Raw genomic sequence first — 17,066 nt, 5'->3', positions numbered from 1 at the left:
TACCCCCCCACTATACTATCAATGGGACTCTTTATTTAGTTTGTGACTCCTTGGCCTTTACCAAACTCCAGAGTGCAAAGTTTAAGGGGGTTTTTAGTCCTATTTTCTCGCCGTATTCAATAATTTTACCGTTTATAAAGTCTATCTCCGTCATTTTGCCCCTTCTTATGTCCTGGAGCATGGAGTTGTAGTTTTCCCTTGTTCTTTTAAGAGTCTCGAGGAGAAGTTCCATTGGATGCATGTCAAACTCGATTCCCCATTGAATTGCCACCTGACAGCCTTCTTTCACGACTTCCATTGCCAAGGTTAAAAGATGATCATTCTCTAAAATATCTCCATTTTTGGCTTCCATAATTGCTCCTATAGGGTTTATCGCAGAGTTGACTATAGCCTTTGCCCATTTCCATCCCACTATGTTATCACTAATCTCCGCCTCTAACCCAGCTTTCTTAAAGAGGGCAACAAGCCTCTCTGCAAATTCTCCCCTCCCCTTGGGGTAATTTCCAATTATTGTTATCCCTCGCCCAGTCCACCTAACAACTCCCCACCTTTCAAGGGTCGCCCCATTGGTGGTTATTCCACCCAGAACATTTTTGGTATATCTTAACGCTTCATCCTCGTTTCCGAGCCCGTTTTGAATGCTTAATATCCACGTGCTTTTCCCTATGCTTTTATTGGCGCATTTTAAGGCATAAGCAGAGGAGTAGGATTTTGTCGCTAGGATTATCAAGTCCGGCGGCTCTGGAGGTACTTCGGTAACTGCCCTTGGATGCACTGTGAATTCCTCAATCCCAACCACCATAAGACCATTGTTGTTTATTGCCTCTACATGCTCTTTCCGACCTATCAGCGTTACATCTTCCCCTATTCTCGATAAGAGTGCACCAAAAAGGGAACCTATGGATCCTGCACCGAGAACATAAATTTTCATCCCCTCATCACCTTCCTCAAGGGAAATAATGAGTAAACGGGCAATGCGAGGGAAATCGCAAAGGATATCCACCAGTATTCTCGAATGAAGTAATTAAAGGTGTAAATCGTATAAGACAACGTGCCGTAAAACAAAGCCAAGAGAGGAATTCCAGCTATTGAAAGTTTTCTGTTTCTCGAAGAGAGCAACAAGATCCCAACAATTGCTAAAGAAAATATATAGAGCTTTATTTCATCTGGCCACACGATGTTTAAAACCTCCAGCAGAGTAATTAGGGAAACAAGCCCAATGCTGATGTTGATAGCTCTTTCAACCAGGCTAACCGGTTGGCCCGCTTTGGGGAGAGCAAGAACTGTGGCAATGAGTGAGAGCAAAAGACCTATGGCAAAGACTACCGGAATTTTCACGTCTGCCCAATAGAATATGGCGATCATAAAACCCGAGAACAGGGAAAGTCCTCCAAAAAATCTTGGTTTTTCGTTCAAATAGGTGAGTGAAAAAAGTGCCAGCAGAAGAGGGGAAAGATAAAACCATCCCGGTTTATCACTCAACTTATCCAGAAGTTCCGTCTTTATGCCATAAACAAAAACTGCAAGGGATAAGAGGTATACGCCTATTGGCAGAGCCTTTTTCACAATCTTCACCGTAACCATTTTAATACATTCCCTTAAATATCTTGCAGTCATGGAGCCCATGATAATACTTGTCGAGGTTGAATATCCCATAAATCTGGGGGCTATTGCAAGGGTGATGAAAAACTTTGGAGTAAAGAAGCTTATCCTAGTTAATCCCAGGGTTAGTCCTAACGACAAAACGGCCAGAAAATTTGCCGTCCATGCCGTAGATGTATTGGAAAATGCAAAAGTTGTTGAGACTCTTGAGGAAGCTCTTGAAATGGTAGATTTGGCTTTAGGGACTACTGGAGTGCCCGGAGGGGATTATATTCCAGAGAGAACTCCCATAACGCCGGAAGAATTCGCAAAAAGGATCTTTCTTTACGACGGAAGGATTGGACTTGTTTTTGGAAGAGAAAGTAGAGGATTGGACAATGATGAGCTCAAGAAGCTCGACTTTACGATTACAATTCCTACCAGCGAGGAATATCCCGTAATGAACCTAAGTCATGCAGTTGGTATTATTCTTTATGAGATTTACAAGCAGAAGACAAAGGCTGAAATTGTTGAAGTCAAAAAGAAACTTAGAAAATCGACAAAGGCAGAGAGAGCCAGATTGGTTGAGCTTTGGGAAAAGCTTTTGGATGTTCTGGAGTATCCGAAAGATTTAGAAAGGAGAAAGCTCTCCGTGTTGATGTTTCAACGTTTTCTGGGAAGGGGGTTTATATATGCAAAGGAAATACACTCCATGTATGGACCTTTGAGGAAAGCCATCGAAAGATTGGAGAGATGTAAAGATGATAGCCGTTGATTCCTTCAAAATAAACGGACAAGAAATACAAATAGCCGTGATTCATGAAGAGAAGATTCACGGCATAGTCTTTTCCCTTGATGGAGAAGAGTTTCTTCGAGAAAGAATTAGGGCTTTGGTAGGACATTTGCAAAAGCGAGGAGTGGAGATTGATCTAAAGGAAAAAGAAAGCAACTTCCCTCGATTGGTCTACAAGGTCCTCATGGGAGAAATTAAAAATGAGGAGATGTTGAAGCACCTCAGCTTTAAGGGAACTACTTCCTTTGAGAAGAAAGTTTACGAGACACTTACAAAAAAGGTTAAAAGAGGGGAAGTCATAACATACGGTGAGCTTGCTAAGATGCTCAAAAGCTCGCCAAGAGCCGTCGGTGGGGCAATGAGAAGAAACCCCTACCCCATAATAGTCCCCTGCCATAGAGTCGTTGCGTCAAATGGGTTAGGGAGATACACTCCAAAAATAGAGTACAAGAAGTTTTTACTCATGTTGGAGGGGGTGAAAAAATGGACAAGCTAAAACTCTATCTCATAGGATTCCTTGTGGCGATTATCGCGATAGCGGCAGGCATAATATACAAATGGGGCTTTTGGATGCTGGTCAGGATCGTGTTGAGCTTAGGATTTTTGGGATTAACCCTAATGCTTGGATTCTTCTTGGCATTGACGCTTTACGCAGAAAGCTGGAAGTACGCCGGACTTTTGATAATCCCAACGGCCCTAAGTGCTTACGCAACGTATCTAAGCATTACATGGCAGAAACTCAAGGTAGTTGGTGGAATAATACTTCTCTTTGTCCTAGGGCTTGCGTTTGGTATATGGTACATAAGTGAACCCGATTTGAGCTTAACTGACCGCTTTAGAAGTGCCGAGAGTCTTGAAAGGGCTGGTAAATATAAAGCCGCTGCAAGAAAATACGAAAAGAGGGGGAACTACTTAAAAGCCGCTGAAATGTATGAAAAGCTCGGCTGGATGGAAAGCGCAGCATGGGCGTATGAAAAGGCCGAAAAATACGAGAGAGCTGCAGAAATTTATGAACAACTTTACGAGAAAGAAAAAGATACCTACTACCTCAAAGAGGCCCATGAATACTGGAAAAAGGCCGGTAACATGGAGAGGGCTGCAAAGGCTTTGGAGAAGTATGCCGAGGAAGAGCCATGGTTCTGGGAGGATGTGGCAAAGCTTTATGAAGAGCTAGGCAATAAAGAAAAGGCCAAGGAAGCTTGGGAAAAGGCCTTAGAGTACTACAAAGGTGAGGCACAGGAGGAAGGGGTTTTCTGGGAGGATGTAGGCAATATAGCAAGGAAACTAGGAAATGAAGAGCTTGCAAAAGAGGCTTATCAAAAATTCCTTGAATACTGTCTAAAAGAGGCTGAAGAAGACCCTATGTGGTGGAAGCATGTTGCAGAGGCTTATGAATATTTGGGAGAAAAAGAGAAAGCTGAGGAGGCAAGGAAAAAATACGAAGAGTACAGGGAAAAGATAATGAAAAGTAATGAAGAGACTTCAAACTTCCCAGAAGAGGAGAAGAAATCTTGATGACATTTTCATTTTTTGGGAAACCGTTATATATTCTTTTCTTGATTCCTTTCTGGTGGTAAGTATGATGCCAATGAAGGGTATGAACCCCAAACAGATGCAGAAGCTCATGAAACAGCTCGGAATTAAAATGGAAGAGCTTGAGGGAGTTAAGGAAGTTATAATAAGGCTTGAAAACAAGGAAATTGTGATTAAAGACGCTGCAGTAACTGTGATAACAGCTATGGGAGAGAAGAGCTATCAAATAGTGGGCAAAGAGGAAGTCAGAGAAGTTCTCAATATTCCCGAAGAGGATATAAAACTTGTTATGGAGCAAGCAGGCGTTGACTACGAGACTGCCAAAAAGGCATTGGAAGAAACAAAAGGAGATTTAGCAGAGGCAATACTAAAACTCCAAGAATCTTAGTCCTATCCCTCATGTCCCTTTTCAAATGCCTCAATTGCTTTCATTAAGGGGATCAAATGCATTAAGGCCGGTCCTCCAGCCATTAAAACTGCTACCAGCCCTGCCTCTATAAGCTCTTCCTTTTTTGCTCCCGCTTCCAAAGCTTTTTGGGTATGCAAATAGATGCACCACTCACAACCGGCAGCTATCCCCAAGGCCAAAGCTATAAGCTCTTTTTCTCTTGTTGTTAGAGCTTTCGTCTCGGCAACTTCCCTTAAAAACCTTGAAAAGGCCGATATTTCCTTGGGGTGTTGTTTTCCAAGTGTTTGCAGAAGTTCCTCTATTTCCTTAAGTTTTGTCTGGACGTCTTCACACTCCATAATACCACCGTATAAGATTAGTTTCCTAGGTATAAATACCTATCCAAAAGAATATAAACCCCTTTGCTTAGCTCCAATCGATGAGAGCTATTGGAGTAATAAGACACTCACCGAATAGGAGAGTCAATAAAGAAGAATTCGAGGAGCTTTTGAGAAGTGCCGGTTATGAGATTCTCGCAATAGTTGAACAAACCAGAGAAGAACACCCAAAATATAATATAGGGCCAGGAAAGCTCCAAGAAGTGAAGGTACTCATAAAAGAGCTCAATCCCGATAGGGTAATATTCGCAAATCCGCTCACGCCCTCTCAGTCCTTTAACATAACTAAAGAGCTCAGGATTGATGTCATTGATAAGTGGCAACTTGTTCTTGAGATATTTGAGAAGAGGGCACACTCAAAGGAAGCCAAGCTTCAAGTTGAACTGGCAAACCTTCAATACGAGCTACCTCTTGTAAAAGAAGCCATCCGGAGAATTAAGCTTGGAGATAGAGCAGGTTTCAAGGGTATGGGTGAATATCAGACACAGCAGTACCTGAAGCACATCCGCTATAGAATGGGGAAAATAAGGAAAGAGCTTGAAAAGGTCAAGGCTGACAGAGAAGTAAAAAGAAAGAGAAGGGAAGAAGTAGGATTCATATTGGTCGCTTTAGCAGGCTATACAAACGCTGGAAAGTCAACTCTCTTAAATGCACTAGCCGATGAGAGCATAGAGGCAAAGACGCAGATGTTCACAACTCTCGACACAACCACTAGAAGGTTTACAATAAACGGAAAAAGGGCACTGATAACTGACACCGTTGGATTTATAGACGACCTTCCGCCGTTTATAGTTGAAGCCTTCCATTCAACCCTTGAGGAGATAGTGAGGGCAGATATTGTTCTCCTTGTTTTGGACTCAAGTGAACCTTGGAGAGAGATAAAGAGGAAGTTTTTGGCATCAATAGAAGTGCTGAAAGAACTTAAAGCATTGGATAAGCCCATCATAGTCGTTTTGAACAAGAAAGACCTTACAAGTGAGGAAGATCTTTCAGACAAAAAGAAGGCAATTGAGGAATTAATCAGCAGGAAAGGGATCACCATAAGTGAAATTGCCTCAATATCTGCAAAGGAGAAGGATTTGGAAGAACTCTACAATGCCCTTGAGGAGGTAATGTTTACCCTTCCAAAATACAGGCTCTTTGAGATTCTGGTCAAGGAAAAAGAGAAAGTACCTAAGGTGATAGCCTTAATAAACTCCATAGGGGAAATCCTCGACGTAAAATACGGCGAAACAACGAGGATTTCAGCATACATCCAAGTGGGCATGATAAAGAGCCTTACAAAAATGGGAGTAGAGCTAAAGCATCCAAGCTAACTATTCTATTGGCACTCCATCCTTTGTTCTAGGGGCTAACCACTTCATTAGCCTTTGCGGGTCTTTTGTCCTTATTATTATCGTTATTGGACCTAGGGGGGATTCCTCGTTAAAATTGACCTTGCCCACATATGCGACCTGCTTGTGCACCTTGATTATTATCTCCTCCCCAAAGTACCCTTCTTCTAACATTGCCCTCGCCGTATCTAGGATTTGCTGTCCCCTAAAAAGCTCATAAAGTCTCTGAAGTGCTTTTTTATCCCTTGTTCTTCCCACCAAAAGGATGTAATCTCCTTTGTCAAAGGCCTCAAACTCGAGGGGTGAAACCAAATTGAGCATAGCCCTTTTAACCTTTTCAAGATCCTCTGTAGGGTAAACATAAGCTTCAACTTCAACCTCTTCAAACATCTCGCTCACCAGAGATAATTAGGAAGACGGTTTTTGAACTTTTCCACAACATCTACCGAAAGCATTTTATTACGGCAAAACTCATCTAAATTGGTGAAAAGCATGGGAAGGATCGAGAGCATCAAAAAATATTTAGAGGAGAATGAAATCGAAGCTGCTTTAATAACAAGCGCTCCAAACCTTTTCTACTTCACAAACGCCGCCCCCCTAGTGGGTGGTTATCTGGTAGTAACCTTGGAGGAAGAAACCCTACTCGTCCCTGAACTCGAGTACGAGCAGGCAAAAGAGGAAGCCAATGTTGCTGTTGAGAATTTCAAGAAAATGGATGAGCTCTACGAGTATCTAAAGCGCTTTAAGTCACTTGCGGTCGAAGGCAACATGAGCATTTCCTTCCACAACACCTTAAAGGAGAAAGCGAGTATTAAGGAATTCAAGCTTCTAGATGACGTAATAAAAGACCTCAGAATGATAAAGAGCGAAGAGGAAATAAAGCTTATTGAAGATGCATGCAGATTGGCAGATATAGGTGTAATGACAGCCATAGAAGAGATAAGTGAAGGAAAGCGCGAGAAAGAGATTGCCGCTAGGGTTGAATACGTCATGAAAATTGAAGGGGCTGAAAAGCCTGCCTTTGATACAATAATTGCAAGTGGTTACCGCTCTGCCCTGCCTCATGGGGTTGCAAGCGATAAGAGGATTGAGAGAGGAGACCTCGTTGTCGTAGACCTTGGGGCGTTATACAAACACTACAACTCCGACATAACGAGGACAATAGTTGTGGGCACTCCAAATGAAAAGCAGAAGGAGATTTATGAGATAGTTCTTGAGGCTCAGAAAAAAGCTGTCAAAGAGGCAAGACCTGGAATGACTGCAAAGGAGCTTGATAGTGTTGCGAGAAAGGTAATAGAGGAGTATGGCTATGGCGATAAGTTTATTCACTCCCTCGGGCATGGGATAGGACTTCAGGTTCACGAATGGCCAAGGGTTTCTCAACAAGATGAGACCGTGCTAAAAGAGGGAATGGTAATCACGATAGAGCCAGGGATATACATTCCAAAGTTCGGCGGCGTTAGGATCGAAGATACCGTCGTTATAACAAAGAACGGTGCAAAAAGGCTAACAAAAACAGATAGAGAGCTTATTTAAGGTTTGCTAGAGCTTGAAAATTTTGATTTTCTTTTATTCCAATTCACCAGATCTCGACAAAAGCATCTCTCTTCTTGTGCCACTAGCAACTGGTTTTAGGCTTATTCTACAACTTCACCTAGAAGATACGTTGAAGTTGCCTTGGTGACTTTAGCTTTCACAAATTCTCCTGTCGGTGCCTCGGGAAGTATTATGTCTTTATAGTTCATGGTTCTTCCTTCTATTCCTCCCCTCTTGCCCTCGCTATGCGTCAAAACATCCACTTCTCTTCCCACATATCCCTTATTTATCTCGTAGCTTATTGAAAGTCTAAGCCTGTGTAGGTAGCGGGAGCGCTCCTTTACCTTCCACCCTACTATTTGCCCTTTCATCTTTGCCGCTAATGTCCCAGGTCTTGGCGAAAAGCGCGAAACATTTATCTTGTCGGGTTTTATCCTTTTAATTAGCTCCACCGTATTCTGGAAGGCTTCTTCGCTTTCCCCTGGAAAGCCAACTATTATATCGGTGTTCAGGTTAAGATCTTTAATATGTCTTCTAAATTCCCTGACTATTTCTTCGAACTCTTCAACTGTATAAGTTCTCCCCATTTTCCTCAAAATTTCATTGTCACCGCTCTGCACTGGCAAATGCAGGAACTTATAGACTTTTTCATCTTTGTAAACCTCTACAAGCTCGTCGAGTATTTTGATTGCATTGTTGGGGTTCATCATGCCGATCCTTATCCTAAACTCCCCCTCTATTGTTGTGATTTCATCCAAAAGCCTTGCTAAGTTCGTGCCTATATCAAACCCATAACAGCCCGTATCTTCGCTTGAGAGCTGAATCTCTTTGTATCCCTTAGCTACGGCTTCTTTTACCCATTTAACAATAAGCTCGGGTTTATAGCTCTTTAAAACTCCCCTAGCAAATCTTGTTGCACAGTATGTGCACGCATTCAAACATCCTTCGCTTATCGGGACTACAAAAACAACACCTTTTTTCCAAACTCTGGGGAGTTCAAGCTTATCTATGCTTCTCTCTTTCCATCCTTCAACGCTGATTAATTTTTCTCCCCTCTCGGCCAGGTGTAGCGCTTCAACAATTCTGTCTATGCTTTTAACCCCAAGAATTCCGGAGACCCTTTCATCTATTGCGTTTGGATTAACGTGAGGTAGGCAGCCTGTTACTATTACTTTTTTTCCACTGTCAAGGAGTTCTCTAATCCTTTTGCTCATATGCTTTTCTGTTGGATCCTTAACGGCACAAGTGTTTACAACAACATACTCCGCACTATCTAATTCCACTATTTCGCATCCTGCTTTGAGAAGTAAAGCTTCCATCATCTCTGCATCTGCTCTGTTCCTTGTACATCCATAAGTCTCTATGTGAACCCTCATCGCAATCCAATCCCTCAGAGCATTTAAAAAGATATGGTAGCAAAGATGGGTATTTAAACTTTCAAGAGAACAAAAAAATGATGGACGATGAAGGTGTGCATAGTCTATGACTCTAAGCACAAAACAACGGAAAAGGCTGCAAAGGCAATAAAAGAAGCCATTGAGAAGTACCTGACCTCCTCCCCGCCGTGAACGGCGAGGGTTCCAACCAAGAACCCCCTAACCCAAGTGCGGGAAGGTTTACGGGCCCATCACCTACTCCCGTCACCGGTTTCGGTTCAGCCCGAAGGCCGGGTCTTCGGCCCATTACCCCTACCGGCCAAAGCCGGATTGGGGTTATCGCTTACTCACGGTTTCCAACCGCTCAAGGGTGGTTTTGAAAGGACACTTAACAGCGTCAACCACTCTAAAGCAGAGTGGTAACGTGAGACCCCTCGTCTCATCGGGTTGTTTTGACTGGCCCCTCTGGGGCCTTATTACTCTCTAAAGTTTAAAAAGGTTTCGCTCGTCAAAAGTTAAACTTCCAATTATCGCATCTCACTCTAAAGGGCGAAGCTTTCAAAAGAAAAAAGTAAGTGTAGAGGTAAAAATGGTACAGGAAATCACAACCCTCGAAGACTGTGAGCTCGTTATTGTTGGGGCCCCAATTTACTACGAGCGACCTATGAAGAGTGTTCTTGAGTTTTTGGAAAAGCATTCCAATGAGCTCGAGAAGAAAAAGGTGGCAATTTTTATTGTGTGCTTTGCGGTTGCGTTTGGGAGTCTTGTTAGGTGGCATATTCAGAACCACTATATAAAACCCTTAAGGGAGAAAATTCGCGGAGAAATCGTGGATACCCTCGTGCTAAGAGGCGGCATTGGAAATATGCCGGAGAAAGAAATAGAAAAAGCAAGGAGATGGGCTTTCAGGCTTTTAGATCTTTGACCTCTTATCTAGAAGCCACAGGATGAGCCCTATTAGGCCTACAAAGACCACCATCCCAATCATTGTTATCAATATGTTGGTATATGTTGCGAGGACTCTCGTGAGGATTATTAGGAATGCCATTGCAATGGCAAGACCCACTATCAGAAAAAGAGTCCCAAACTCTTCCAGTATCTTCATGGCCATCACCCAATGTTAAAAGGTATCTCGACATCTTCTCCTTTCTCAATTTTGTGCAGCTCTTTCCTGTAGGCTTCCAGAGGGCTATCCTCTTTTTTTAAGAAGCGAGCAAATGTCAGGGGCTCTTTCTCGAGCTGAGCAAAAAATTCAGGGTACCTCTTATCTCTAATCAGGTGGTGATCTAAGATAATTTCTGCGTTCGTCTCTTTTATTATCTCGTTGAGGTTTTTAAGTCCAGTATTCCATGCTTCCTTAACCCTGTAGCCCTCCAAGTATGTTGGGGGGCCTCCGGTAATTAGGATATCGGGCATCTGCCTAATTATCCATTTCTTAGAAGCTTCATTTAAAAGCTGGATGTCGCTTGCATGAATTACTCTTCTCCTTCCATCATCTACCATAACCATTACAACAAATCCAAGCCTTGAACCTTCACTTCCATGGGGGACGGCTGGGGAGAACTCGATTATGAAATCCCCAAAGTCAAAGAACTTTCCATCAGCATACTCAATTTTTCTCGCTATCTTTTCAGCCTCCTTAAGGAAAGCCCATGCCCTTTTTCGCTGGCTGAAGTTTATGTTCTCCGTAGGGTGCTTTATGAGAAGGGTTTTTTCGCTGTAGAGTTCCTTTGCTTTTTCAGGAGAAGAGCTTTCGTAAATTCCCTCAAAGAAAGGAGTGTGGTGGTCATAATGGTAGTGAGAGATTGTTATTATCTGAGCTTTTTTTGAATAACGCTGTATTCTTTCTCTTGCCTTTTGCAGAGCTTCAAGCTCTGCTTTGGCTGGAGGGAGGGAATAACGCTTTGGGCCTAACGCCGCCCCAGGATCGATAAGAATGCCAACTTCTCCAATCACTAAGAACGTTGCGAGGCTTCTAACACCCAGGCTTTCAGAGGCAAGTGGGATAATCTTCATAGGGCCACCCTAAGTTTTAGGCTTCCGGATTTCTTAAACTTAACTTTGAAGTTATAACTTAAAAGTTTTAACTGAAAATGCGTCTTAGGATTGCAAGCTGACGTTTGTTCCAAGCATCTTCCTCAATAACTACAAGGAGCACTCCTTCGTTTATCAGTGCAAAGTCCTTTAATGCAGCTAAAAATTTCGCAATAGACTCAAAGCCATTGTACATGGACAGATACTCCAAGCAGTCTATTACCACTACTCCTTCGAGGCCTTTTTTCTTTGCCTCCCTAAAGTACTCACTTATCATTTGAGCCATGTAAGCAAGGTTTGTAGGGGAAAGCCTACCCTCTCGCTCCTCGGTGCTTAGATAGTAGGCATTCCATTTTTTCGGGATGTTTAAGCTTCTAACAAATGCCAGCACGGGGTAATCCCTAAGGTTCTCCTTTATTTGTTCGTACTCTTTTGGGCTTATCAGTTTGGCACCAGGTTCCAAAACAACCTTTAGCTCCACAGGCTCCTCAAAGAACAAAAATTCTCTGGAGGTTACAAGGTTTATCATAAGGAGTGCCATGCATACAGATAGTGCAGTGCCAAGAAATATCCATACAAAACTAAGGTGTGGGAAACTCAGCCTTACTGGATAGAGAAGAACAAAGACACTAAAAGCAATTGTCAGAATGCCTAGATGAAGACTGCTCTTTTTCTTTTTACCTATTGCCAAGAAGACAAAGCCAGAAAATAGGAAAAATATCCCTGAAAGAACAACAAATGGCACCTCAATAGAGAAAAAGTTATAAGAGAGCCCTAAATGAACTAAGAACATTCCATAGATGGCAAATACTGGCGGGATAATCCCTATTAACTCAGGTTTTATTGAGGTTTTAATATCTCCGTATTCCTTGAGATAGACTAGGGCTCCATATATCAGAGTCCCTGAGAAGAAAGAGTAAAAGAGTGCAACTCCTTCTTTATTCCCGGTATAAAACGCCACCTGCATCAGTATGAAAAACACCCATGCAGCTGACCAAAAAAGGAGGGCTTTTATCTTGTGCTTCAGATATGAGTAAATAAGCACTCCCAGGGTTCCAGTGGCTATGAATACACTTAAGACATAAACAAAGAGAGTTAGGTATCCCTCGTTCATATGACCACACCATATTTGAAGTAATTCACACTGAAGTGTGGAAAAGAGTTAAAAAGGTTTTGGTCAGAAGGGAAAAAGATTTTTAATTCAATTTTCTCTGGATATTATCGAGGGCCCGTAGCTTAGTCTGGATAGAGCGTCGCCCTCCGGAGGCGAAGGTCGCGGGTTCAAATCCCGCCGGGCCCGCCAATTTACAATTTCAAGAAGCTCTTGAAAGTCTTTCTCTTCTTCTATGTCCTTTTAGGTACTCCATCTCTCTGATCTTTACCTTTGCCACTCTTTCAATGTCCCTCAATTTTGGAGATTCCCAAGGAGCAACAAATGTTATGGCTTTCCCTTCTTTACCTTCCCTTCCAGTTCTGCCAATCCTGTGAACATAAGCTTCTGGATTTTGAGGGAGTGAATAATTTATCACATGCGTCAGATTTTTAACGTCTATCCCTCTTGCTGCAACGTCAGTTGCTACAAGAACTCTAGTTTTTCCATTTCTAAAGCGATTCAGAACTCTTTCTCTTCCCTTTTGAGGAATGTCCCCATTCAAAGCCTCTGCGCTATATCCCTTAGCCTTAAGCTTAGCTGCCAGTTCCCTTGTCTCTTTTTTCGTTTGACAGAACACTATTCCATAAAAGTTCTCATCATCAAGGATCCTGCACAGAAGCTTAAACTTATTACTTGGGCGCACTTCGAAGTAGCACTGCTCGACCTGCTCTGGAGCAAGACTTTTCTCCTGAATCCTTATGAGCTCATACTCTTTCAAATATCTCCTTGCTAAGCGAAGTATCTCCCTTGGGATAGTCGCAGAAAACATCAAAACTCTTTTCTCTTCATTTGTGTACCTTAAAATTTTCTCGATATCTTCTATAAAGCCCATATCCAGCATTCTGTCTGCCTCATCTAGTATAAAGTAGCTCACACCATTAAGTGAAAGGGTGCCTCTCTTTATGTGGTCTATTATCCTTCCAGGGGTGCCAATAACTATGTGGGTCCCTTTCCTTAGATTTTTGATTTGAGGTCCTATCGGCTGGCCTCCATAGAGTGGGAGAACGTAGACTCTCTTCTTTCCTCTAAGCGACCTTATTTCATCTGCAACTTGAAGTGCGAGCTCTCTTGTTGGGGTTATTACTATTGCCTGCACATCCTTTATCTCTTCATCTATAAGTTCTATCAATGGAAGGGCAAACGCGGCGGTTTTACCTGTTCCAGTTTGTGATTGTCCAATTAGGTCTTTATCACCATTTAGAAGTCTTGGAATAACTTCTCGCTGAATATCGGTTGGCTTTTTGAATCCTTTTCTCCGTATAGCATCTAAGCTGCTTTCTGATAGTCCTAACTTTTCAAAACTCATACTTACATCTCCTCAAATTTGCGTCCATTAGAGAACAGAACAGCGTATTATTGGATGATTTTAATGTTCCGCGCTCTAACTGGATTTTTCTTTGCATTCTTCTTAATCCCCACCTCCTTATAAACGTTTGCAAAAGACAAAGTTCTTAACTCTCAAAGTGTTGAACAATAAAGGTGCTGAATGTGAGTAAGGGGTGGAAAGTTTTCGTACTTCCATTTATATTTGGAGGGCTATTAATAGCTATAGGCATGAACTTTGGAGAAACTTATGGGTTATACAACCAGTGGGAGGATGAAATAGCGATAAAGCCCGGCCATGTGTTTATGGAAGAGTGGAAACTTGCAAAGGGCGTTCTTTTTGAAGTAAACGCTACTGTGGAATGTGGCAACGAGAGCGTTGTCCTTTACGCTGTAGAAAAAGATTCTGGGAAAGAGATTAATGGGGAAGGCTTATATCTGCACTTTAAGACCCCTAAAGAAGGAGTGTATCAAATATACTACGATAATTCCCAAAGCTATCTTTTGCCAGCTAAACTCCTCGTTGTTAGAAGGGTTTATTTAATCAAGCGTTCTCAATTTTCAGCCTTGTTGATCGGCACTGGCAGTGCGTTCTTAATTGTCATTGGTCCGTTTTTTGTTCTTAAGAATCTTCAAAAGAGATTTAAGAAAAAAGGTGGATTAGATGAATTATAGGTGGTGACCGAAATGAGAAAGATGTTGCCTATCTTATTCATAGGACTATTAGTCTTTGCAGTCGGATGTACTCAGACTCCCACCACAACTTCAACCACAGCTACTCAAGAAGGAATCGACTTCAGCTCCTACAACAGGGGAGAGATAATCCAAAAATGGGCGGAGATATTCAATACCGAAACAGTGTATGTAAGCGAAGGGTATGAAGAGCTTGCGAAGCATTACTTCCCAAATGCCCAGATAAAAGTTAAAGACGAGTTTGAAAGCGGTATAGCGATCTTATCCCCAGAAGATGCAAGGGAGCTCCTTAGAGGAAAACCCATCGTCACAACTCCAAGGGAGTATTTTGGATATGTGGTCTACAAGTCTGGAATTAAATTCGTTGGTGAGGAGATAGGAACGATAATAGCGTATAAAGAAAACGGTAAGGACAGACTTATTTTTACAGGAAATGGAAAGTCTGGAGTAGGAGCAGCTTTAAAATTTGCAAAAGAACTAAAAGAGGGGAGAAAATTAAATCCCTCCGTTGTTCTGAGGAGAGGAGACTTCGAAGGAGTAGTCGTCAAAGTAATAGGGGATAACGACTGGGACGGGATAAAAGATAAGGACGAATACTGGCTCCTAAAAGAGATATACGTGGAAGAGCCATTCATTTACAGCTGGAGAATCGTTAAAGGGGAAAACATAACTGTAAGCGGAGGCTTTATAAGACTTGTAAATGGTTCAAAAGTTCACATAAAAGCCCTTGGATTCAACGTAAGCGTTAAAGTCAAGGACCCAAAGGGTGTCCAGATAACCTACATAATTGAGAACATAAATCCTCAGTTTGTTGAGTATCCAAGCGGTGCTAAGATAGGGGAGACTTGGATAGAAGTTACTACTAGTAAAGACTTTTCTATAACTCCCAGAGAAGTAGAGAATTTCACGTTCTTGGCATTTGGAGACCACAGACCTGGAAGCGGGACAAAGCAACCGGAGGTATTCTTCAAGATAAGAGATCTCATGAACAAGGATAAAGGTGCGTTTATAATCGACAGCGGAGATTTGGTCTACTCGGGAAAAGTTGAAGAATGGGCAGAGCTGTTGAAAGAATGGAAGTTCAACAAGCCCGTGTTTGTCGCTCCAGGAAATCATGAATACCAAGGAGAAGGCAAGAACATCTACCACAAGTTCTTTGGACCAACGGATTACTCCTTTGTCTTAGGCAGTTACTACTTTATCTTTGCCAACAACGTTGAGAACAACTACAAGCTTACCTCCGCTCAATGGACGTGGCTTGAGAAAGAGCTTAAAAAAGCCAAAGCCTTAGGTAAAAGGCCCGTTATAGTTATGCATACTCCCCCAATAGACCCCAGACCTGAGGGAGACCATGCAATGAATCCAGCAGACGCAAAAAAACTCCTAGAGCTCATGAAGGAATACAACGCCTTTGGAGTATTTGGGCACATCCACATATACTGGTACGGTGAAAAAGATGGTGTGGAGATGGTAATAACAGGTGGCGGAGGAGCACCACCATACGCAAAGCCCGACGAGGGAGGTTTTTACCACTATGTAAGGATAAAGGCTGGAGACACCATAACTGTAGAGCCTGTGAAAGTTGAATAACCTTTTTCTTTTTTATATATAGTCTATATAGTTCAATGTATTCAGCTATATTCTATTGCGGCAAAGTATTTATATGGATCATATGTTAGCCTGCTCTGGTGATGAAAATGATCGAGCTGCTTAGTGATCCATGGCTGTTCATCACAATTGCTGTTGGACTTTTCATGGCTTGGGCGATAGGTGCAAACGATGCCGCAAACTCGATGAGTACTGCCGTTGGAGCTGGGGCAATAACTCCAAAGCAGGCTGTTGTAATAGCAGGTGTGCTTGAATTCACAGGTGCTTACCTCTTCGGAAAAAGCGTTACCGAAACTGTAAGGAAGGGGATAATAGATGCATCTCAAATAAGCGATCCCAATGTTATTGTTTATGGATCCATTGCCGCCCTTCTTGCTGCTTCATTGTGGTTGCTGTTTGCATCAAAGTTTGGATTGCCAGTATCAACGACCCACTCCATCATAGGCGGTATAGTCGGCTATGGGATGGTATATGCGGGCTCATCTATAGTGAATTGGGGCAAGATGGCACAAGTAATTGCCAGCTGGATACTCTCCCCAATATTCGGTGCAATAGTTGCATTCGTCGTCATAAAACTCGTCTCTAAAACCATACTTCAGCAAAAAGACCCAATAGAAAGCGCCAAAAAATGGGCACCTGTGTGGATAGGGCTTGCATTTGTCGTCATAGGTTCAATGTTTTATATCAAAGTTATGCATGGAAAGTCCCTCTTCATTGCGGTAAGTAGATACGGACTGGCAGCTGGGATTGGAGCGTTTTTAGTCAGCTTTGCACTTTTGAGAAGGAACTTCAAAGCAACCGATCCATATTGGGGGGCTGAGGCAATATTTAGAAGGGTTCAAGTGCTAACCTCTGCCTACGTTGCCCTCTCCCACGGTGCAAACGATGTTGCAAATGCAGTCGGGCCAGTTGCAGCAGTTTATGCAGTAGCAACAATGGGGCTAGCTGGAATGAAGGTTCCTGTGCCGAGATGGATTTTAGCGATGGGCGGTTTGGGAATAGCTATCGGAGTAGCAACTTACGGATACAAAGTTATGGAAACGGTTGGAAAGAAAATCACCGAGCTAACAAACACAAGAGGGTTTAGCATAGACTTCTCCGCTGCAACAGTAGTCCTGATAGCCTCTTGGTTGGGACTGCCAATCTCCACAACACACACCGTTGTTGGGGCTGTGATAGGTGTAGGACTGGCAAGAGGGGTAAAAGCAATAAACAAAGAAATCGTTAAGGATATAGTCATATCCTGGTTTGTTACAGTTCCTGTAGCAGCTATAATTGCGGGTGTTGTGTTTAAGATACTCATGATTGTGGGGTGA

19 protein-coding genes and 1 tRNA gene are annotated in these 17,066 nt (G+C 42.5%); 11 read left to right on the top strand and 9 right to left on the bottom strand.

The annotated features are described in order from the left end of the window. Nucleotides 1-31: 31 nt before the first annotated feature. Nucleotides 32-931 carry a 2-dehydropantoate 2-reductase gene (locus ACZ5NL_RS00610; protein WP_464842392.1) on the bottom strand — a complete coding sequence of 300 codons (900 nt, stop codon included), beginning with the start codon at nt 929-931 and terminating at the stop codon, nt 32-34. Next, a complete protein-coding gene (locus ACZ5NL_RS00605; protein WP_464842390.1) occupies nt 928-1,575 on the bottom strand; it encodes a hypothetical protein in 648 nt (215 codons plus the stop codon). The genes ACZ5NL_RS00610 and ACZ5NL_RS00605 overlap by 4 nt, the downstream gene beginning before the upstream one ends. Nucleotides 1,576-1,615: 40 nt before the next feature. Between ACZ5NL_RS00605 and ACZ5NL_RS00600 the strand changes: the two genes are divergently transcribed. The 4 genes from ACZ5NL_RS00600 to ACZ5NL_RS00585 all read left to right on the top strand — a co-directional run bounded on the left by ACZ5NL_RS00600 (nt 1,616) and on the right by ACZ5NL_RS00585 (nt 4,295). Then, a complete protein-coding gene (locus tag ACZ5NL_RS00600; protein ID WP_464842389.1) occupies nt 1,616-2,356 on the top strand; it encodes an RNA methyltransferase in 741 nt (246 codons plus the stop codon). Next, nucleotides 2,343-2,870 carry a methylated-DNA--protein-cysteine methyltransferase gene (gene otg / locus ACZ5NL_RS00595; RefSeq protein WP_464842388.1) on the top strand — a complete coding sequence of 176 codons (528 nt, stop codon included), beginning with the start codon at nt 2,343-2,345 and terminating at the stop codon, nt 2,868-2,870. Before ACZ5NL_RS00600 ends, otg begins: the two co-directional genes overlap by 14 nt. Continuing rightward, nucleotides 2,858-3,889 (top strand): tetratricopeptide repeat protein, encoded by a 1,032-nt coding sequence (locus tag ACZ5NL_RS00590; protein ID WP_464842387.1) that lies wholly within the window; start codon nt 2,858-2,860, stop codon nt 3,887-3,889. Before otg ends, ACZ5NL_RS00590 begins: the two co-directional genes overlap by 13 nt. A gap of 64 nt (nt 3,890-3,953) precedes the next feature. Then, entirely contained in the window at nt 3,954-4,295 is a 342-nt protein-coding gene (locus ACZ5NL_RS00585) for a nascent polypeptide-associated complex protein (RefSeq protein ID WP_004066781.1), read from the top strand. Nucleotides 4,296-4,297: 2 nt separating this feature from the next. On the opposite strand, the gene ACZ5NL_RS00580 is transcribed toward ACZ5NL_RS00585, so the two are convergent. Beyond that, nucleotides 4,298-4,654 carry a carboxymuconolactone decarboxylase family protein gene (locus tag ACZ5NL_RS00580; RefSeq protein WP_464842386.1) on the bottom strand — a complete coding sequence of 119 codons (357 nt, stop codon included), beginning with the start codon at nt 4,652-4,654 and terminating at the stop codon, nt 4,298-4,300. 80 nt (nt 4,655-4,734) lie between these two features. Between ACZ5NL_RS00580 and hflX the strand changes: the two genes are divergently transcribed. Further along, complete coding sequence (gene hflX / locus ACZ5NL_RS00575; protein ID WP_464842384.1) at nt 4,735-6,009, top strand: GTPase HflX; 1,275 nt, start codon at nt 4,735-4,737, stop codon at nt 6,007-6,009. On the opposite strand, the gene ACZ5NL_RS00570 is transcribed toward hflX, so the two are convergent. Next, nucleotides 6,010-6,417 (bottom strand): RNA-binding domain-containing protein, encoded by a 408-nt coding sequence (locus ACZ5NL_RS00570; RefSeq protein WP_464843501.1) that lies wholly within the window; start codon nt 6,415-6,417, stop codon nt 6,010-6,012. Nucleotides 6,418-6,519: 102 nt separating this feature from the next. On the opposite strand from ACZ5NL_RS00570, the gene pepQ reads away from it, so the two are divergent. After that, a complete protein-coding gene (pepQ, locus tag ACZ5NL_RS00565; RefSeq protein ID WP_464843500.1) occupies nt 6,520-7,563 on the top strand; it encodes a Xaa-Pro dipeptidase PepQ in 1,044 nt (347 codons plus the stop codon). Between the two features lie 101 nt (nt 7,564-7,664). Here the strand turns inward: pepQ and ACZ5NL_RS00560 are convergent, their stop codons facing one another. Next, the gene (locus tag ACZ5NL_RS00560) at nt 7,665-8,939 is read right to left on the bottom strand and encodes a tRNA (N(6)-L-threonylcarbamoyladenosine(37)-C(2))-methylthiotransferase (RefSeq protein ID WP_464842382.1); all 1,275 of its coding nucleotides are present in this window, start codon (nt 8,937-8,939) and stop codon (nt 7,665-7,667) included. A gap of 589 nt (nt 8,940-9,528) precedes the next feature. Between ACZ5NL_RS00560 and ACZ5NL_RS00555 the strand changes: the two genes are divergently transcribed. Then, nucleotides 9,529-9,864, top strand: coding sequence for a flavodoxin domain-containing protein (locus ACZ5NL_RS00555; protein WP_464842380.1), 336 nt, complete (start codon nt 9,529-9,531; stop codon nt 9,862-9,864). Here the strand turns inward: ACZ5NL_RS00555 and ACZ5NL_RS00550 are convergent. The 3 genes from ACZ5NL_RS00550 to ACZ5NL_RS00540 form a co-directional block, all read right to left on the bottom strand. Continuing rightward, a complete protein-coding gene (locus tag ACZ5NL_RS00550; RefSeq protein WP_464842379.1) occupies nt 9,853-10,044 on the bottom strand; it encodes a hypothetical protein in 192 nt (63 codons plus the stop codon). The two genes, ACZ5NL_RS00555 and ACZ5NL_RS00550, sit on opposite strands and share 12 nt — an antisense overlap. A gap of 5 nt (nt 10,045-10,049) precedes the next feature. Next, a complete protein-coding gene (locus tag ACZ5NL_RS00545; RefSeq protein ID WP_464842377.1) occupies nt 10,050-10,955 on the bottom strand; it encodes an MBL fold metallo-hydrolase in 906 nt (301 codons plus the stop codon). Between the two features lie 67 nt (nt 10,956-11,022). After that, a complete protein-coding gene (locus ACZ5NL_RS00540; RefSeq protein WP_464842376.1) occupies nt 11,023-12,087 on the bottom strand; it encodes a DUF835 domain-containing protein in 1,065 nt (354 codons plus the stop codon). A gap of 111 nt (nt 12,088-12,198) precedes the next feature. Between ACZ5NL_RS00540 and ACZ5NL_RS00535 the strand changes: the two genes are divergently transcribed. After that, nucleotides 12,199-12,276: transfer RNA gene (locus ACZ5NL_RS00535), tRNA-Arg, on the top strand. A 10-nt stretch (nt 12,277-12,286) separates the two neighbouring features. Here the strand turns inward: ACZ5NL_RS00535 and ACZ5NL_RS00530 are convergent. Beyond that, nucleotides 12,287-13,432 (bottom strand): DEAD/DEAH box helicase, encoded by a 1,146-nt coding sequence (locus ACZ5NL_RS00530; protein WP_464842375.1) that lies wholly within the window; start codon nt 13,430-13,432, stop codon nt 12,287-12,289. Nucleotides 13,433-13,614: 182 nt separating this feature from the next. Here ACZ5NL_RS00530 and ACZ5NL_RS00525 point away from each other — a divergent pair, with 182 nt between their 5' ends. The 3 genes from ACZ5NL_RS00525 (at nt 13,615) to ACZ5NL_RS00515 (ending at nt 17,066) form a co-directional block, all read left to right on the top strand. Then, nucleotides 13,615-14,124, top strand: a complete 510-nt coding sequence (locus ACZ5NL_RS00525; RefSeq protein ID WP_464842374.1) for a hypothetical protein — start codon at nt 13,615-13,617, stop codon at nt 14,122-14,124. A 12-nt stretch (nt 14,125-14,136) separates the two neighbouring features. Further along, nucleotides 14,137-15,732, top strand: coding sequence for a metallophosphoesterase family protein (locus ACZ5NL_RS00520; protein ID WP_464842373.1), 1,596 nt, complete (start codon nt 14,137-14,139; stop codon nt 15,730-15,732). A 107-nt stretch (nt 15,733-15,839) separates the two neighbouring features. Then, entirely contained in the window at nt 15,840-17,066 is a 1,227-nt protein-coding gene (locus tag ACZ5NL_RS00515; protein ID WP_464843498.1) for an inorganic phosphate transporter, read from the top strand.

The organism is Thermococcus aegaeus (assembly GCF_055393685.1).
Note: the sequence above shows the minus strand (reverse complement) of the source record. Positions and strands in the feature narration are given on the sequence as shown.

Excerpts from the sequence above, each read along its gene's own strand:
- ACZ5NL_RS00600 (WP_464842389.1), top strand. The coding sequence starts at position 1,616 with ATGGAGCCCATGATAATACTTGTCGAGGTTGAATATCCCATAAATCTG.
- ACZ5NL_RS00585 (WP_004066781.1), top strand. The coding sequence starts at position 3,954 with ATGATGCCAATGAAGGGTATGAACCCCAAACAGATGCAGAAGCTCATG.
- otg (WP_464842388.1), top strand. The coding sequence starts at position 2,343 with ATGATAGCCGTTGATTCCTTCAAAATAAACGGACAAGAAATACAAATA.
- ACZ5NL_RS00560 (WP_464842382.1), bottom strand. The coding sequence starts at position 8,939 with ATGAGGGTTCACATAGAGACTTATGGATGTACAAGGAACAGAGCAGAT.
- ACZ5NL_RS00570 (WP_464843501.1), bottom strand. The coding sequence starts at position 6,417 with ATGTTTGAAGAGGTTGAAGTTGAAGCTTATGTTTACCCTACAGAGGAT.
- ACZ5NL_RS00610 (WP_464842392.1), bottom strand. The coding sequence starts at position 931 with ATGAAAATTTATGTTCTCGGTGCAGGATCCATAGGTTCCCTTTTTGGT.
- ACZ5NL_RS00520 (WP_464842373.1), top strand. The coding sequence starts at position 14,137 with ATGAGAAAGATGTTGCCTATCTTATTCATAGGACTATTAGTCTTTGCA.
- pepQ (WP_464843500.1), top strand. The coding sequence starts at position 6,520 with ATGGGAAGGATCGAGAGCATCAAAAAATATTTAGAGGAGAATGAAATC.
- ACZ5NL_RS00590 (WP_464842387.1), top strand. The coding sequence starts at position 2,858 with ATGGACAAGCTAAAACTCTATCTCATAGGATTCCTTGTGGCGATTATC.
- ACZ5NL_RS00545 (WP_464842377.1), bottom strand. The coding sequence starts at position 10,955 with ATGAAGATTATCCCACTTGCCTCTGAAAGCCTGGGTGTTAGAAGCCTC.
- ACZ5NL_RS00555 (WP_464842380.1), top strand. The coding sequence starts at position 9,529 with ATGGTACAGGAAATCACAACCCTCGAAGACTGTGAGCTCGTTATTGTT.
- hflX (WP_464842384.1), top strand. The coding sequence starts at position 4,735 with ATGAGAGCTATTGGAGTAATAAGACACTCACCGAATAGGAGAGTCAAT.
- ACZ5NL_RS00515 (WP_464843498.1), top strand. The coding sequence starts at position 15,840 with ATGATCGAGCTGCTTAGTGATCCATGGCTGTTCATCACAATTGCTGTT.
- ACZ5NL_RS00580 (WP_464842386.1), bottom strand. The coding sequence starts at position 4,654 with ATGGAGTGTGAAGACGTCCAGACAAAACTTAAGGAAATAGAGGAACTT.
- ACZ5NL_RS00550 (WP_464842379.1), bottom strand. The coding sequence starts at position 10,044 with ATGAAGATACTGGAAGAGTTTGGGACTCTTTTTCTGATAGTGGGTCTT.
- ACZ5NL_RS00540 (WP_464842376.1), bottom strand. The coding sequence starts at position 12,087 with ATGAACGAGGGATACCTAACTCTCTTTGTTTATGTCTTAAGTGTATTC.
- ACZ5NL_RS00530 (WP_464842375.1), bottom strand. The coding sequence starts at position 13,432 with ATGAGTTTTGAAAAGTTAGGACTATCAGAAAGCAGCTTAGATGCTATA.